Source organism: Pseudomonas sp. NPDC086581, from assembly GCF_044746165.1.
GTDB lineage: Bacteria > Pseudomonadota > Gammaproteobacteria > Pseudomonadales > Pseudomonadaceae > Pseudomonas.
On record NZ_JBIVBR010000022.1, the window covers coordinates 20,618 to 36,335 of the forward strand.

Consider the following 15,718-nt stretch of genomic DNA (forward strand, 5'->3'; position numbering starts at 1 on the left):
ACCGGACGGATGACGTTCAAGCGACTACTACACTGTTTGCCCACGGGGTATCCCGACAAGGAGAAGGATCATGGTGCATCAGGGCAGCTGCCATTGCGGGCAGATCGCGTTCGAAGTTGAAGGGGATGTCGGTGAAGTCGTGTCATGCAACTGCTCGATCTGCCGACGCAAGGGCTCGCTCCTGTGGTTCGTGCCGCGTGGCAAGCTGAAGCTGACGACTCCTGAAAGTGCGATGAGCACCTATACGTTCAACACCCATCGCATCGAGCACCGTTTCTGCCCCACCTGCGGCTGCGCGCCGCTGGCCTACGGCGCCATGCCGGACGGCACGCCGATGGCGGCGATCAACGTGCGCTGCCTGCCGGGAGTGGACCTGGCCGAGCTGACGGTGAAGGAGTACGACGGCAAGAGCGCGTGACGCTGCAGCTCGTAGGGCGCATAACCCGGAACGGGTTATCCGCCGATGGCATAACGGCGGATAACGCTGGCGCGATATGCGCCCTACGAAACTGAAAGCTAGTCGTAGGATGGCGTGGAGCGCAGCGATACCCATCGTTCTCGTGCACCGGCAGCAGCATGGGTATCGCAAGCTCCACCCATCCTACGTCGGTGCTCCGCCGTGATACCGGTGCCAATTGCGGCCCTACTGGGTACGGGGATCAGCGCTCGGCGCGGAAGCGCAGGTACTCCACCACCTCGTCCTGGGTGCCGCGGAACTCCACGCGCTCGCCCTTGCTCTCGCGCTGGAAGGCATACATCGGGTCGTAGTATTCACCCAGCAGCCCTTCGATCCAGCCCCGGTGCAGGTCCACTGCGCCGCTGCGTTTCTGCTCCTCCAGGGCTTCATCCATGATCGCCGCCAGACGCTGATAACGCTCGCCGCCCAGGCGCTTGACGATACCGGACAGGCTCTTGCGCAGGTACACGGCGAAGGAGTCGAAGCCGCCCTCCTCGCCCACTACCTGCACATGGTCGGCGCACAGGTTCACCACGTAGTCCTTGAGGATGCGCTCGACGCGCTGCTCGAAGCTGTCTTCCAGCCACACCAGCGGGTAGTGCTGCATGCCTTGATAAAGCTCCAGCGGCACCGAGCAGCTGCCGACGATGCGCCCTTCGTCCTCCAGCACGAACTGCTCCGTGCCGGCATGGCGCTTCTTCAGGATGTCGATGGCTAGGCGGTTCTCGAAGTCGATCTGCGCCGGCTGCGGCGTGGCGCGCCGGCCGAAGGCAGAGCCACGGTGGTTGGCATGGCCTTCCAGGTCCAGGCTGTTGGCCAGCTGGGCGATGACTTCGGTCTTGCCGGTGCCGGTCAGGCCGCCCACCAGCACGAACTGGCATTCCTCGACGGCAGCACGGGTGGTGTCGAAGAGGAAACCACGCATCGCCTTGTAGCCGCCGACCACGCGCGGGTAGTCAATGCCGGCTTCGGTCTTCAGCCACTGCTGGGTGATCTGCGAACGCAGCCCGCCGCGGAAGCAGTACAGGTAACCCTCGGGGTTGGCCCTGGCGAAGTTCGCCCAGGCCTCGATGCGCTCTGCCTTGAGCTTGCCCATGACCAGCTCGTGACCCAGCGCGATGGCCGCCTGCTGGCCATTCTGCTTGTAGCAGGTGCCGACCTTCTGCCGCTCGATGTCGTTCATCAGCGGCAGGTTGATCACATTGGGGAACGCGCCCTTGTCGAATTCGACCGGGGCACGCACGTCCATCATCTTCACATCGCCGAGGAACAGTTCGCGGTAGTGGCGGGTGTTGTCGCGCATCACATCACCTCGACCGCGTGACTCTGTCGGCCGACCAGTTCGCCGATGGGCGCCAGGTCCATGCCCAGCTCCTTCGCCGTGGCTAGGAATTGCGCCTCGCCGTCCGGCTCCACCGCCACCAGCAAACCACCGCTGGTCTGCGGGTCGCACAGCAGCAGCTTGTGCAGTTCGGGCAACGGCGCAATACGTTCGCCGTAGCTGTCGAAGTTGCGCAGGGTCCCGCCGGGCACGCAACCGGCTTCAAGGTAATACTCGACGCTGGCCAGACGCGGCACGGCACCGTAGCGAACACGCGCGGTCAGGCCGCTGCCGTCGGCCATTTCCACCAGGTGGCCGAGCAGGCCGAAACCGGTGACGTCGGTCATCGCCTTCACCCCATCGAGCTTGCCGAAGCGCGCGCCGGGCTTGTTCAGGGTGCACATCCAGTCGCGGGCAACGCCCACGTCCTCGGCGCGCAGCTTGGCCTTCTTCTCGGCGGTGGTGAGGATGCCGATGCCCAGCGGCTTGGTCAGGTACAGCTTGCAGCCGGCGGTGGCGGTGTCGTTGCGCTTCATGAAGCGCTTCTCCACCAGCCCGGTGACGGCCAGCCCGAAGATCGGCTCGGGGGCATCGATGGAGTGCCCACCAGCCAGCGGGATGCCGGCTTCGTCGCAGACCTTGCGGCCGCCAGCGATCACTTCGCGGGCGATCTCCGGCGCCAGCACATTCACCGGCCAGCCGAGGATGGCGATGGCCATCAGCGGGTCACCGCCCATGGCGTAGATGTCGCTGATGGCGTTGGTGGCGGCGATACGGCCGAAGTCGAAGGGATCGTCGACGATCGGCATGAAGAAGTCGGTGGTCGACACCACGCCGCGCTCGGCATCGATTTCGTAGACGGCGGCGTCATCGCGCGAGGCGTTGCCGACCCACAGCTTGGGGCCGAGGTTCTGCGCGCCGCTGCCCGCGAGGATGACCTCCAGGACCTTGGGGGAAATCTTGCAGCCACAGCCGGCACCGTGGCTGTACTGGGTCAGGCGGATCGGTTCGCTCATCGGGAGGCTCCGGGCAGGGAAATCAAACGGCGATTCTAGCAAAGCCCGGCTTGGCGCGGCCGCTGCCCACGGCGTATCGTCGCAGGGTTCGTCACGCGGAGTTGCCCCATGTCAAAACAGATCGCGCTGGTACTCGGTTCCGGCGGCGCGCGCGGTTATGCGCATATCGGAGTGATCGAGGAGATCGAACGGCGCGGCTATGAGGTGGTGTGTATCGCCGGCTGCTCCATGGGCGCAGTGATCGGCGGCATCTACGCTGCCGGCAAGCTGGGCGAGTACCGCGACTGGGTGGAAAGCCTGGACTACCTCGACGTGCTGCGCCTGCTCGACGTCAGCTTCCGTCTCGGCGCCATTCGAGGTGAGCGGGTATTCGGCAAGATCCACGAAATTCTCGGCGAGATCGACATCGAACAGCTGCCGATCCCCTACACGGCGGTGGCCACCGACCTCACCAACCAGCAGGAAATCTGGTTCCAGGAAGGTTGCCTGCACCAGGCCATGCGCGCCTCGGCGGCGATCCCCAGCCTGTTCACTCCAGTCATGCAGGGTACCCGCATGCTGGTGGACGGCGGCCTGCTCAACCCGCTGCCGATCGTCCCGGTGGTCTCGACCCACGCCGACCTGATCGTCGCGGTCAACCTCAATGCCACCAACCAGCGCCAGTATTCGCTGCCGGTGATCGAGCGCCCGGCGGCGCTCAAGGGCCGCTTCGATTCGGTGATCTCGGGGTTGTCGAACAAGCTGAGCTTCTTCCGCCGCGGCGAAGTCGAACCGCCGCCGGAACTGATCGCCGACGCCCTGCTCCACCCGGTGCCGGCTACGTCGGAAGAACCCGCCGAACCGGAAATGCAGCAACCGGCCGCCGCACCGCAGGCCAAGGGCTCGCCCCGCTCGGCCACCGGCAGCCACGTGATCGACAGCAGCAGCCCGGCCTCGCTGCTGGAACTGGTGAACCAGAGCTTCGAGGTGATGCAGACCTCGCTGGCGCAATACAAGATCGCCGGCTACCCGCCGGACATCCTGATCAACGTGCCCAAGCGCGTTTGCCGCTTCTTCGAGTTCTACAAGGCCCCCGAACTCATCGCCCTCGGCCGGCAGATCGCCAGCGATACGCTGGATCGGTATGAGGCGGAGAATCCTTACTGATCGGGCTGGTGCTCTTCCGACAAGAGCGATGAATCGCGGGCAGGTTTCGACTTTGGGCGGTTCGCGAGCAAGCTCGCTCCTACGAAGAGCGTGCGCATTGATCCGGCTTCGGCTTTGGCTTTGGCTTTGGCTTTGGCTTTGGCTTTGGCTCTTGAAGACTTCCAGAGAAATATCCGCGCACTCCGACTGCCCCGTTCAGGAGGCCTCGTTGAAGCGGAGTTTCAGGGGTTGAGCGACATGGATGTCGCGAGAGCTGCGATGGGCCAGGGATGGCCCTTCGAAGCGTGCCCCTGAAACTTCGATTCAACGAGGGAATTTTTCGCCCCAAGCGAAAAACCGGATGATTGGGGCAAGACCTTTGCCTACTTTGCGTCGTTTGGCAAAGTAGGTCGCCCGAGGGGGCGAAACAGGATGCCAGCGCGCACGGCGGCGCGACGCGGGAAACAAAAGCGCGCGGCACACACATCGCGGACGGAATCCGCTCCTACGCGGGAACGTACGTCGCGTATCAGCCCTCGCGCAACCGATAACCAACCCCCGCCTCGGTCACGATAAACCGCGGTGTCGCCGGATCATCGGCGAGCTTCTGCCGCAGGTGGCCGACCACCACCCGCAGATAGTGCGTGTCCTCGGTATGCGTCGGCCCCCAGATGTCCTTGAGCAATTGCTGCTGGGTCACCACCCGGCCAACGTGTCGCGCAAGGGTCGAGAGCACTGCGTATTCCTTGCGGGTCAGGGACACTTCCTCACCATCGAGCAATACGCGCCGATAGGAGAAATCCACACTCAGCGGCCCCACCGCGACCACCGCCTCCTGCGTCTCGCCACTGGCGCCCTGGCGCAGCAGCACGCGGATACGCGCGAGGAATTCCTGGATGCCGAAGGGCTTGGTCACATAGTCGTTGGCGCCGCTGTCCAGCGCCAGCACCTTCTCGCTTTCGCTGGCGCGCACCGAGAGCACCAGCACCGGCACCTGCGACCACTCGCGCAGTTCGCGCAGCACCTCCTGGCCGTCCTTGTCCGGCAGGCCGAGGTCGATCACCACCAAGTCCGGGCGGCCCAGTGCCGCCTGGGCCAAACCTTCTTCGCCGGTGCCGGCTTCGAGCACCTTGTAGCCACCGGCGCTGAGGCTGATGCGGAGGAACTTGCGGATCTGCGGTTCGTCGTCGACGACCAGAATCGTGGCGGCGCTGGCGTTCATCGGCAGTCCGGGCTGGCTGGGGGCGTCCAGCTTGAGCCTTTCAGACAGCAGCATCAAGCTGCTCCAGGTCCGGCTGCTGCTGCAGCGGCAGGTGCAGCACGAGGGTGGTACCGCGCCCGTCGATGCCGTCCTCGACGGTGATCCGCCCGCCGTGGGCGCCAACCATGCCCTGGCAGATCGCCAGGCCCAGCCCGGTGCCCTGGCCGCCGCGATCACCACGCGCGGCGGTGTAGAACATGTCGAAGATCTTCTCGCGCTCCGCCGGCGGAATGCCCGGCCCTTCGTCGCTGACCAGGAAGCGCAATTCCTCGTCACCCTGCTCCACCGCCACCCGCAGGCGGCCTTGCGGTGGCGAGAAGCGCGCAGCGTTTTCCAGCACGTTGACCAGCGCCTGTTCGATCAGCGCGGCATGCACGTAGAGCAGCGGCAGCTCCGGCGCTACGCGTGTTTCCACGCGGTACGGAGCGACCACCGCGCGCAGGCGATTGAGCGCGCTGCCGACGATGTCGCCGGGCGACACCCAGTCGCGCGACAGCTTCAGGCCGCCGTGGCCGAGGCGGGTCATGTCCAGCAGGTTCTGGATGTAACGGTCCAGGCGCTCGGCCTCATCACGGGTGCTTTCCAGCAGTTCGCGGCGATCCGGCGGCGGGATGGCATCGCCCAGGGCCAGAAGGCTGTCGATGGCGCCGCGCATGGAAGTCAGCGGCGTGCGCAGGTCATGGCTGACCGAGGCCAGCAGCGCGCTGCGCAGTTGTTCGGTTTCGCCATGCAGGCGCGCGGCTTCGAGGTCTTCGGCGAGACGCGCACGGGCCAATGCCTGCGCCAGCGGTTGGCCGAGAGCAGCCAGCAGTCGACGGCGCGACCCGGACAAAGGCTGCGAATCACGCGGGCTGACCCCGAGCAGCGCCAGCGGGCCGTCCTCGCCGGACAGCGGCCACCACCACCAGCGCCCGCCCGGCAGCGTGCCGGTACCCAGGCCGGCGGGCTGGACGTGCTGCCAGGCCCAATCGGCGGCGGCGCGCTCCTGGTCCTCCAGCGCGCGGTTGAGGCCGCCCTCCAGTTTCCACTCGCCGTTGACCCGGCCGAGCAGGCAGATATCCAGCCCGTCCCAGCCGCCCAGTTGCTGCGCGGCGGCGGCCATCACCGCCTGACGGTCGGTGGCGGCGGTGAGCTTGCGCGACAGATCGAGCATCTGGCTGGTCTCTTCCTGGGTCTCGCGCAGCGCCTGTAGTTGCCGGCGCTGGCGAGCCGCGAGGTTGCCGGTGAGGCCGGCCATGAGCAGGAAGAACAGCAGGGTCAGCACGTCTTCTTCGCGCTGGATGGAAAAGGAGAAATGCGGCGGAATGAACAGGAAATCGTAGGCCAGGAACGACAGCACCGCGCAGGCCAGCGCCGGGCCGAGGCTGCTGCGCACCGCCACCAGCAGAACGGCGGCAAGGAACACCAGGGAGATGTTCGGCAGCTCCAGCACGCTGGCCACTGCCCAAGCCAGAGCGCTGGCGCAGCCGGCTGCCAGCGTGGCGAGCAGGTAGTTGCCCCAGGGCCAGGACGTTTGCGGGCGGGTCTTGGGCGGTGCGAGGTCAGCCTCGCTGTCGAGCACGCTGATCTCCAGCCCGTCGCCCAGGCGCAGCAGGCGCGCCGCAAGACCGCCGCCGAACAGCTGGCGATACCAACGCTGGCGCGAACGGCCGACCAGCAGCAAGGTAGCTCGGCGCTCCTTGGCGTGCTCGACGAGGGTGCGCGCGACTTCGCCACCGCGTAGTTCCACCACGTCGCCGCCCAGGCGCTCGGCCAGTTGCTGGGCGTTCTGCAGTTGCATGCGCGACTCTTCGCTGCGCGCATCGCCGGTATCCAAATGCACCAGCGACCAGGGCAGGTGCCGGCGCTCGGCCACGCGGCAGGCGTGGCGCACCAGCCGCTCGGCGTTGTGCTCACCGTCCACCCCCACCAGCAGGCGCCCGCGCACGGCCGGCGCCTCGCCACCCTGCTGGCGATAGCGATGGGCAAGGTCGGCATCGACCCGCGCGGCGGCGGTCTGCATGGCCAGTTCGCGCAGCGCGGTGAGGTTGGTCTGGCTGAAGAAGGCATCGATGGCGGCGCGCGCCTGTTCGGGCACGTAGACCTTGCCCTCGCGCAGGCGCTCCAGCAGCTCGCGCGGCGGCAGGTCCACCAGCAGCAGTTCGAAGGCTTCCTGCAATACCCAGTCGGGCACGGTTTCGCGCACCTGCACGCCGGTGATATCGCGCACCTGGTCGTTGAGGCTTTCCAGGTGCTGGACGTTGACCGTGGTGTAGACGTCGATGCCGGCGGAGAGCAGCTCCTGGATGTCCTGCCAGCGCTTGGCGTGACGGCTGCCGGGGGCGTTGCTGTGGGCCAGTTCGTCCACCAGCGCCAGGGCCGGCGGGTCGCCGAGCAGGCCGTCGAGGTCCATTTCCTCCAGGGTGATACCCCGGTAGACCGAGCGCTTGAGCGCCTGCTGCGGCAGGCCAGCGAGCAAGGCTTCGGTCTCGGCGCGGCCGTGGGTTTCGACGACGCCGACGCGCAACTTCACGCCCTGGCGCAACTGGCTCTGCGCGGCCAGCAGCATGGCGTAGGTCTTGCCAACCCCCGGCGCGGCGCCAAGGAATACCTTGAGGCGGCCACGGCCCATGGGGGGCAGGTCGGCCAGGAGGGCGTCGGCACGGTTGGGGTCGGTCATGGGGCTATCCTCGGAGCGCTCCGGGCGCTCGTTTCATGGGTGGAATGAGACTGCAGGAAACCCTCACCCCAACCCTCTCCCAGAGGGAGAAGGAGCCGTCCTCTGCCAATGGACGGCCCGGCGTTTTTCCTCGTGCCGCGGCAGACGTCGGTACTGGCGCTGGAGTCTAGCGAGGCAGGCTGGCCAGAGCCATGTTCAGCGCCAGCACGTTGACCACGGCGGGGCCGATCAGCGGGCGTTCGGTGTTGGCTTCCACCAGTTTCTCCAGGCTCGCCGCCGGTACGCCACGCTCCAGGGCGATACGCGGCACCTGGTACAGCGCGGCGGCGCGCGGCAGTTGCGGGTCGAGCCCGCTGCCGGAGGTGGTAACCAGCGCAAGCGGCACCGGTTGCGCACCGATCTGCTGGGCGGCGGCATCCTTGGCGATGCGTTCGACCAGCGCCGGGTTGCCGGGTGCGAGGTTGCTGGCGCTGCTGGAGACGGTGGCGAAGTCGCCGGCCGAGGGGCGCGAATGGAACCACTGGGCGCCGTCGAATTTCTGCGCGATCAGTGCCGAGCCGCGCACGTTGCCCTGGTCATCGCGGACCAGGCTGCCGTTGGCCTGGTCGTGGAAGGCGACCTGGGCGATGCCGGTGACGGCCAGCGGATAGGCGACGCCGGTGACGGCGCTGAGCAGTACCAGCGAGGCGATGGCGGGGCGGAGTTGGTTGAGCATGTTCGTGTTCCTCTTGTCAGGTTCGGAGCGAGGGATTGCCCTCACCCCAGCCCTCTCCCAGAGGGAGAGGGAGTAGTTCGGCGTATCCGGCGAGATCGGTGCTTCCCGATCACTCCGAACGGTCCCCTCTCCCTCCGGGAGAGGGTTAGGGTGAGGGGGAAGCCGCGTGCCTTAGGCCAGGCCTACGCCCACCAGAATCATGTCAATCACCTTGATCCCCACGAACGGTGCCACCAGCCCACCCACGCCGTAGATCAGCAGGTTGCGCCGCAGCAGCTGCGAAGCGTCGCTGGCCTGCACGCGCACGCCGCGCAGGGCCAGGGGGATCAGCGCGACGATGATCAGCGCGTTGAACACGATGGCCGAGAGGATGGCGCTCTGCGGGCTGGCCAGTTTCATCACGTTGAGTACGCCCAGTTGCGGGTAGATGCCGGCGAACAGCGCAGGAAGGATGGCGAAGTACTTGGCCACGTCGTTGGCCACCGAGAAGGTGGTCAGCGCGCCACGGGTCACCAGCAGTTCCTTGCCCACCTGCACCACGTCCAGCAGCTTGGTCGGGTCGCTGTCCAGGTCCACCAGGTTGGCGGCCTCACGGGCGGCCTGGGTGCCGTCGTTCATGGCCATGCCGACATCGGCCTGCGCCAGCGCGGGGGCATCGTTGGCGCCGTCGCCGCACATGGCGACCATACGGCCCTCGCCCTGCTCCTGGCGAATGCGCGCCAGCTTCTTCTCCGGCGTGGCTTCGGCGATCACGTCGTCCACGCCCGCTTCGGCGGCGATGGCGGCAGCGGTCAGCGGGTTGTCGCCGGTCACCATCACGGTGCGGATGCCCATGCGGCGCAGCTCGGCGAAACGCTCGCGGATGCCCGGCTTGACCACGTCCTTCAGGTGGATAGCGCCCAGCAGCTTGCCGTCGGCCACCACCAGCAGCGGCGTGCCGCCACTCTGGGCGATGCGCTCGATCTCCTTGGCGAGGGTTTCGGGCATCTGCGCACGATCCATACCGATAAAGGCCAGCGCAGCGTCCACCGCGCCCTTGCGGTACACGTGGCCGTCGATGTTGATGCCCGACAGGCGCGTCTCGGCACTGAAGGCCACCGGAGTCACGCGGTTGCGGTCCGGCTCCGGCAGGATGATCTGCGCCCTCAAGAACTCCACTATGGATTTGCCCTCCGGCGTGTCGTCAGCCAGCGAGGCGAGGAACGCGCCCTCGGCCAGCTCCAGCGGCTGCACGCCAGGAGCGGTGTGCAGCGCGCTGCAGCGGCGATTGCCGAAGGTGATGGTGCCGGTCTTGTCGAGCATCAGCACGTGCACGTCGCCCGCTGCCTCCACGGCGCGGCCGGACTTGGCGATGACGTTCAGGCGCACCAGGCGGTCCATGCCGGCGATGCCGATAGCCGAAAGAAGCCCGCCGATGGTGGTGGGAATCAGTGTCACCAGCAGCGCCACCAGGAACACCAGCGGCAGGTTGCCGCCGACGAACAGGGCGAAGGGCTTCAGGGTGACGACCACCAGCAGGAAGATCAGCGTCAGGCCGATCAGCAGGATGTCCAGCGCTACCTCGTTGGGGGTTTTCTGGCGCTTGGCGCCCTCCACCAAGGCGATCATGCGGTCAAGGGTGGATTCGCCGGGGTTGGCGGTGATCTTCACCAGCAGAGCGTCGGAAACCAGCCGGGTGTTGCCGGTCACGGCTGAGCGGTCGCCGCCGGATTCGCGGATCACCGGCGCGGATTCGCCGGTGATGGCGGCCTCGTTGACCGCCGCCACGCCTTCGATCACCTCGCCGTCGCCGGGGATCAGTTCACCGGCTTCGACACGCACCACGTCACCCTTGCGCAGGCTGCTGGCGGCGACTTTCTCGAAGTTGCCGCTGGCAGTCCGGCGCATGGCCTGCAGACCCTGGGTGCCGGCCTTGAGGCTGTCGGCGCGGGCCTTGCCGCGGCCCTCGGCGAGAGCCTCGGCAAAGTTGGCGAAAAGCACGGTGAACCACAGCCACACGGCGATCTGCACGGCGACGAAGGTGGGCACCGACTCACCGCCCACCACACAGAGCACGGTGGTCAGCACGGCGGTCATCGCCACCACCAGCATCACCGGCGAGCGTTGCAGCTGGCGCGGGTCGAGCTTGACGAAGGCCTGCACCAGCGCCGGCTTCCACAGGGCCGACAGCGCGGTGGTCGGGCGTTTTTCGACGGCCTTGTTCAGGGCCAGTTCCTGGGTTTTCGCATTCATGGAGGCAGCTCCTCAGAAGCCAAGCGTCAGGTGATCGGCCACCGGGCCCAGCACCAGCGTTGGCAGGAAGTTCAGGCCGCCCACCAGCAGGATGGTGGCGGTCAGCAGGCTGACGAACAGCAGGCCGTGGGTCGGGAAGCTGTTGGGGCCGACCGGCGTGGCCTTCTTCGCCGCCAGGCTGCCGGCGATCGCCAGCACCGGGAGGATGTAGCCGAAGCGGCCGATCAGCATGGCCAGGGCGATCATCAGGTTGTGGAACGGGGTGTTGGCGCCGAAGCCGCCGAAGGCCGAACCGTTGTTCGCGGTGCCCGAGGTGTAGGCGTAGAGCAGTTGGCTGAAGCCGTGGGCACCGGGGTTGCTCACCGCCGAGGCCGGGCCCGGCAGGCTGGCGGCGATGGCGCCGAGCACCAGCACGCCGACCGGCATCACCAGCAGGGTCGCCACCAGCAGGCGCACTTCGCGGGCTTCGAGCTTCTTGCCGAGGTATTCCGGGGTGCGGCCGACCATCAGGCCGGCGAGGAACACTGCCACCAGGACGAACAGCAGCATGCCGTAGAGGCCCGCACCGACGCCGCCGAAGATCACTTCGCCGACCATCATGTTGAGCATCGCGACCATGCCCGACAGCGGGTTGAGGCTGTCATGCATGGCGTTCACCGAGCCGTTGGAGGCCGCCGTGGTGGTCACCGACCAGAGCACGCTGGCGGTGGTGCCGAAGCGGCTCTCCTTGCCTTCCAGCGGAGCGACCTGTTCCACCGGCAGCGCGCTGAGCGCAGGGTTCGGCTGGTACTCGGCCCACAGCGATACACCCAGGCCGAGGGCGAACAGCACCAGCATGCAGCCGAGGATGGCGCGGCTCTGGCGCAGGTCCTTCACGTAGTGGCCAAAGGTGAACACCAGCGCGGCCGGGATCAGGATGATCGAGACGACCTCGAACAGGTTGCTCCAGATGGTCGGGTTCTCGAACGGATGCGCCGAGTTCACGCCGAAGAAGCCGCCGCCGTTGGTGCCCAGTTGCTTGATAGCGATCTGACTGGCCGCCGGGCCCAGCGGGATGGACTGGTCGGCGCCCTGCACGGTCAGCGCGTGGGCATAGTCGAGGAAGGTCTGTGGCACGCCTTGCCAGACCAGCAGCAGCGCCAGCAGCAGGCACAGCGGGATCAGCCCGTAGAGGGTGGCACGGGTCAGGTCGACCCAGAAGTTGCCCAGGTTGTTCGTCGACTTGCGCGAAATGCCACGTGCCAGCGCCACCAGCACGGCCAGGCCGACGGCAGCGCTGACGAAGTTCTGCACGGTCAGGCCGAGCATCTGGCTCAGGTAGCTCAGCGAAGCCTCGCCGCTGTATGCCTGCCAGTTGGTGTTGGTGACGAAGCTCACCGCGGTGTTGAACGCCAGCGTCCACTCCAGGCCCGGCAGGTGCTGCGGGTTGAGCGGCAGCAGCCCCTGCAGCATGAGGATGGCGAACAACAGCGCCAGCCCCACCAGGTTGAACGCCAGCAGGGCCAGGGTGTAGCTCTTCCAGTCCTGCTCATCTTCGGGGTGGATGCCGCACGCGCGGTAGATTGCCCGCTCCACCGGCAGGAACAGCGGACTGAGGAAGGTGCGCTGCCCCTCCATCACCTTGTAATAGAAGCGCCCGAGGAACGGCGCCGGCACCAGCACCAGCGCCAGGAAGGCGACGATCAGCAATACGTCATGGCTGTTCATGGCCACTCCTAGGAACGGTCGGCGCGCAGCAGCGCCACCAGCAGGTAGATGAACAGTCCCGTGGCCAGGACCAGTGACACACCGTCGAGCACGCTCATGGTTTCTTTCTCCTCACGCGGGCAACTCCATCGCTTGGGCGGCCGTTGCCGCCTGACGGAAATTTTCCGCAAGCTGCGCGTAAAGGAGCGATTCCCGGCCCCGGCGGGCGGCATAAAGAAAGCGTAAAAAACCGCTCTGGCGCGGTGATCGGAAGACTTTGTATCGAGCCCGATACAGAGCGGACACGCTGGCGACACCCGCACACCGCAGCCTCGCCGACCATGGCCCGCGCACGCGATGACGGGTTAGCATGCGCGCGTCGCATGCCCTGGCGGCCCCTGGCCATCCTGCCCCACGTTTTCCCGCGACAGGTTTCTTCATGTACCCGACCCCTACCGACGACCCACGCCGCTGGACTACCCGTGCCCTGCTGGTGGACGACGACGAGCCGATCCGCGAACTGCTCTGCGGCTACCTCGCGCGCTTCAACATCGAAACCCACGGCGTCGCCGACGGCGTCGAAATGCGCCGCGCGCTGGAGAACGAAAGCTTCGACGTGGTGGTACTGGACCTGATGCTGCCCGGCGAAGACGGCCTGTCCCTGTGCCGCTACCTGCGGGCCGAGTCGGACATCCCGATCCTCATGCTCACCGCCCGCTGCGAGCCGGCGGACCGCATCATCGGCCTGGAACTGGGCGCCGACGACTACATGGCCAAGCCCTTCGAGCCGCGGGAACTGGTAGCGCGCATCCAGACCATCCTGCGGCGCGTGCGCGGCACCAGCCTCACCAGTGAGGAAGGCACCCGCGGCGAACCGCGCGCCCAGGTGCGCTTCGACCAGTGGCGCCTGGACAGTGTGCTGCGCCAACTGCATGCGCCCGATGGTCTGGTGGTGCCGCTGTCCAACGCTGAATTCCGCCTGCTCTGGGTGTTCCTCGAACGCCCACGGCGGGTGCTCAACCGCGAACTGCTGCTGGACGCGGCCCGGGGCCGCACCATCGAGGCCTTCGACCGCAGCATCGACCTGCTGGTCTCGCGCCTGCGGCAGAAGCTCGGCGACGATCCGCGCTCGCCCCGGCTGATCAAGACCGTGCGTGGCGAAGGGTACCTGTTCGATGTCCGCGATATCGCCTGAGTCCGCGCCCGAGCGCGCGAAGGAAAAACCCCTGGAGCGCGCCGACAGCCTGTTCGCCCGGCTGTTCGGGGTGTTCCTGCTGGCCATCGTGGTCGCGCACCTGCTGGCCTTCGCCTGGTTCCACCATTACGGCCCACACCGGCCCGACATGCCGCCGCCCCCGCCGCCAGGGCAGGGCTTCGAGCGGGGTCCGCCGCCGCAAGGTTTCGCGCCGGGCCCCGAGGGTTTTCGCCCGCCGCCTCCCCCGCCGCCGCGCCTGCCGTTCTGGAGCGCGCCGTTCGCCTTCCAGCTGCTGGCCCTGATCCTCGCCGCCGGCATCGGCGCCCGCCTGCTCGCCCGCCCGGTGCAGCGCATGGGCGACGCCGCGCTGCGCCTCTCCGAGGACCTGGACAGCCCGCCGCTGCCGGAAACCGGCCCGCGCGAAGCGCGCCAGGCCGCCCACGCCTTCAACCGCATGCGCGAACGCATCCGCGAACAGGTGCAGCAACGCAGCCGCATGCTGGTGGCAGTCTCCCATGACCTGCGCACCCCGCTGTCGCGGCTGCGCCTGCGCGTCGAGGAAATCGACAACCCGCAACTGCGCACGCGCATCGGCCAGGACCTGGCCGAGATGATCGGCATGCTCGACTCCACCCTGCATTACCTGCAGCAGGAACGTGCCACCGAGCCGCTGCAGTGGTTCGACGTGAAGGCGCTGGCCGACTCCCTCGCCGAAGACGCCTGCGAACGCGGCGCCGACGTCGGCGTGGAAGGCTACTGCGCGCCGCTCAAGGTCCAGCCGATGGCGCTACGTTCGTGCCTGAACAACCTGCTGGACAACGCCCTGCGCTACGCCGGCGATGTCAGCATCGAACTGCGCGACGGCACCCGCGAAGTGGAAATCCGCGTCCGCGACCACGGCCCCGGCATTCCTGCCGAGCTGCGCGAGCAGGTGTTCGAACCGTTCTTCCGCCTGGAAGGCTCACGCAACCGCAACTCCGGCGGCGTCGGCCTGGGCCTTTCCATCGCCCGCGATGCCGCGCGGCGCCAGGGCGGCGACCTGTTCTTCGAGGAAACCCCGGGCGGCGGCGCCACCGCCGTGCTGCGCCTGCCCAGAAGCACAACAGCGTAACGCCGTTGTAGCCGCCAGCTGACAAAGCGCACAAACCCGCGACACAGGCGGGCACGAGGCTCTCATCAGCGGAGAACCCTCCGCTTTGGCCACCACGGAGACTCTCCCATGATCAGCGGCGTGAGCAGCAGCTATGCGAGCTACTACACCAGCTCGCTCGCCCGGACCCAGACCGCCAGCAGCACCACTGCCACGCAGAGCGGCAGCACTGGCGGTTCCCAGGGCGCGGCGAAATTCCAGGAAGACCTGTTCAAGTCCATCGACAGCGATGGCGACGGCAGCATCAGCAAGGACGAACTGACCAGCGCGCTATCCTCCAGCGATGACTCGGACAGCAGCGACATCGACATCGACGCCCTGCTCAGCGAGCTGGACAGCGACAGCAGCGGCGGCATCGCCCAGGACGAACTGGCAGCGGCCATGCCCCCGCCTCCCCCACCGCCCAGCGGCATAGGCGGCATGGGCATGGGCGACTCCGCAGAAGACCTGATCAGCGCCCTGGACAGCGACGGAGATGGCAGCATCAGCAGTGACGAGCTTTCCGCCCTGGGTAGCAGCGACGACGACAGCGAGCGCCTGAGCGAATTGTTCAGCCAGCTCGATGCCGACGGCAGCGGCTCCATCAGCAGCGAGGAGCTTTCCAGCGCGCTGCAGGCCCAACGCCCCGACGGCCCGCCGCCGCCCCCGCCGGCTTCGGCCTCCAGCGGCTCGTCCGACGACTCCTGCAGCACTGCCTCGGACAGCGCGACGACCACCGCCTCCAGCGCCTCCTCGACCAGCGCCAACACCGGCGCCGCCTACCAGAAGCTGGTGGCCAACCTGCTCAAGCAGTACCAGAGCGGCGAAGTCACCGCCCTCCAGGTGACCAGTGGCAGCCTGGTGAACATCGCCGCCTGATTCGCGTCGATGCCCCCGCCGGAGCGCCCCCCGCTCCGGCGGC

At 67.4% G+C, this 15,718-nt stretch carries 13 protein-coding genes; 5 read left to right on the forward strand and 8 right to left on the reverse strand.

The genetic code is table 11. The annotated features are described in order from the left end of the window. Positions 1-70 precede the first annotated feature (70 nt). Positions 71-418, forward strand: coding sequence for a GFA family protein (locus ACIPK7_RS28785; protein WP_401091736.1), 348 nt, complete (start codon positions 71-73; stop codon positions 416-418). Positions 419-659: 241 nt separating this feature from the next. Here the strand turns inward: ACIPK7_RS28785 and mnmH are convergent, their stop codons facing one another. Together mnmH and selD are read right to left on the reverse strand one after the other, a co-directional pair. Next, complete coding sequence (gene mnmH, locus ACIPK7_RS28790; RefSeq protein ID WP_192433875.1) at positions 660-1,760, reverse strand: tRNA 2-selenouridine(34) synthase MnmH; 1,101 nt, start codon at positions 1,758-1,760, stop codon at positions 660-662. Then, positions 1,760-2,794, reverse strand: coding sequence for a selenide, water dikinase SelD (selD, locus tag ACIPK7_RS28795; protein WP_401091738.1), 1,035 nt, complete (start codon positions 2,792-2,794; stop codon positions 1,760-1,762). Before selD ends, mnmH begins: the two co-directional genes overlap by 1 nt. Before the next feature lie 108 nt (positions 2,795-2,902). Here selD and ACIPK7_RS28800 point away from each other — a divergent pair, with 108 nt between their 5' ends. Then, positions 2,903-3,940, forward strand: coding sequence for a patatin-like phospholipase family protein (locus ACIPK7_RS28800; protein WP_192433879.1), 1,038 nt, complete (start codon positions 2,903-2,905; stop codon positions 3,938-3,940). 508 nt (positions 3,941-4,448) lie between these two features. On the opposite strand, the gene ACIPK7_RS28805 is transcribed toward ACIPK7_RS28800, so the two are convergent. From ACIPK7_RS28805 to kdpF, 6 genes are all read right to left on the reverse strand, one after another. Then, positions 4,449-5,141: a response regulator gene (locus ACIPK7_RS28805; RefSeq protein WP_401091778.1), complete on the reverse strand. Its 693-nt coding sequence runs from the start codon at positions 5,139-5,141 to the stop codon at positions 4,449-4,451. Between the two features lie 40 nt (positions 5,142-5,181). After that, on the reverse strand, positions 5,182-7,839 hold the full coding sequence (locus tag ACIPK7_RS28810) for an ATP-binding protein (RefSeq protein WP_401091740.1): 2,658 nt from the start codon (positions 7,837-7,839) through the stop codon (positions 5,182-5,184). Between the two features lie 166 nt (positions 7,840-8,005). Then, positions 8,006-8,554 carry a potassium-transporting ATPase subunit KdpC gene (gene kdpC, locus ACIPK7_RS28815; RefSeq protein ID WP_192433883.1) on the reverse strand — a complete coding sequence of 183 codons (549 nt, stop codon included), beginning with the start codon at positions 8,552-8,554 and terminating at the stop codon, positions 8,006-8,008. 171 nt (positions 8,555-8,725) lie between these two features. Then, a complete protein-coding gene (gene kdpB, locus ACIPK7_RS28820) occupies positions 8,726-10,786 on the reverse strand; it encodes a potassium-transporting ATPase subunit KdpB (RefSeq protein ID WP_401091742.1) in 2,061 nt (686 codons plus the stop codon). Between the two features lie 12 nt (positions 10,787-10,798). Then, on the reverse strand, positions 10,799-12,493 hold the full coding sequence (kdpA, locus tag ACIPK7_RS28825; RefSeq protein ID WP_192433887.1) for a potassium-transporting ATPase subunit KdpA: 1,695 nt from the start codon (positions 12,491-12,493) through the stop codon (positions 10,799-10,801). 8 nt (positions 12,494-12,501) lie between these two features. Beyond that, on the reverse strand, positions 12,502-12,591 hold the full coding sequence (gene kdpF, locus ACIPK7_RS28830) for a K(+)-transporting ATPase subunit F (RefSeq protein WP_009618573.1): 90 nt from the start codon (positions 12,589-12,591) through the stop codon (positions 12,502-12,504). A 320-nt stretch (positions 12,592-12,911) separates the two neighbouring features. On the opposite strand from kdpF, the gene ACIPK7_RS28835 reads away from it, so the two are divergent. The 3 genes from ACIPK7_RS28835 to xopAW all read left to right on the forward strand — a co-directional run bounded on the left by ACIPK7_RS28835 (position 12,912) and on the right by xopAW (position 15,675). Continuing rightward, positions 12,912-13,667 (forward strand): response regulator, encoded by a 756-nt coding sequence (locus tag ACIPK7_RS28835; protein WP_401091744.1) that lies wholly within the window; start codon positions 12,912-12,914, stop codon positions 13,665-13,667. Next, positions 13,648-14,778, forward strand: a complete 1,131-nt coding sequence (locus ACIPK7_RS28840) for a sensor histidine kinase (protein WP_401091746.1) — start codon at positions 13,648-13,650, stop codon at positions 14,776-14,778. Before ACIPK7_RS28835 ends, ACIPK7_RS28840 begins: the two co-directional genes overlap by 20 nt. Before the next feature lie 108 nt (positions 14,779-14,886). Next, the gene (xopAW, locus tag ACIPK7_RS28845) at positions 14,887-15,675 is read left to right on the forward strand and encodes a XopAW family type III secretion system calcium-binding effector (protein ID WP_401091748.1); all 789 of its coding nucleotides are present in this window, start codon (positions 14,887-14,889) and stop codon (positions 15,673-15,675) included. Positions 15,676-15,718 lie beyond the last annotated feature (43 nt).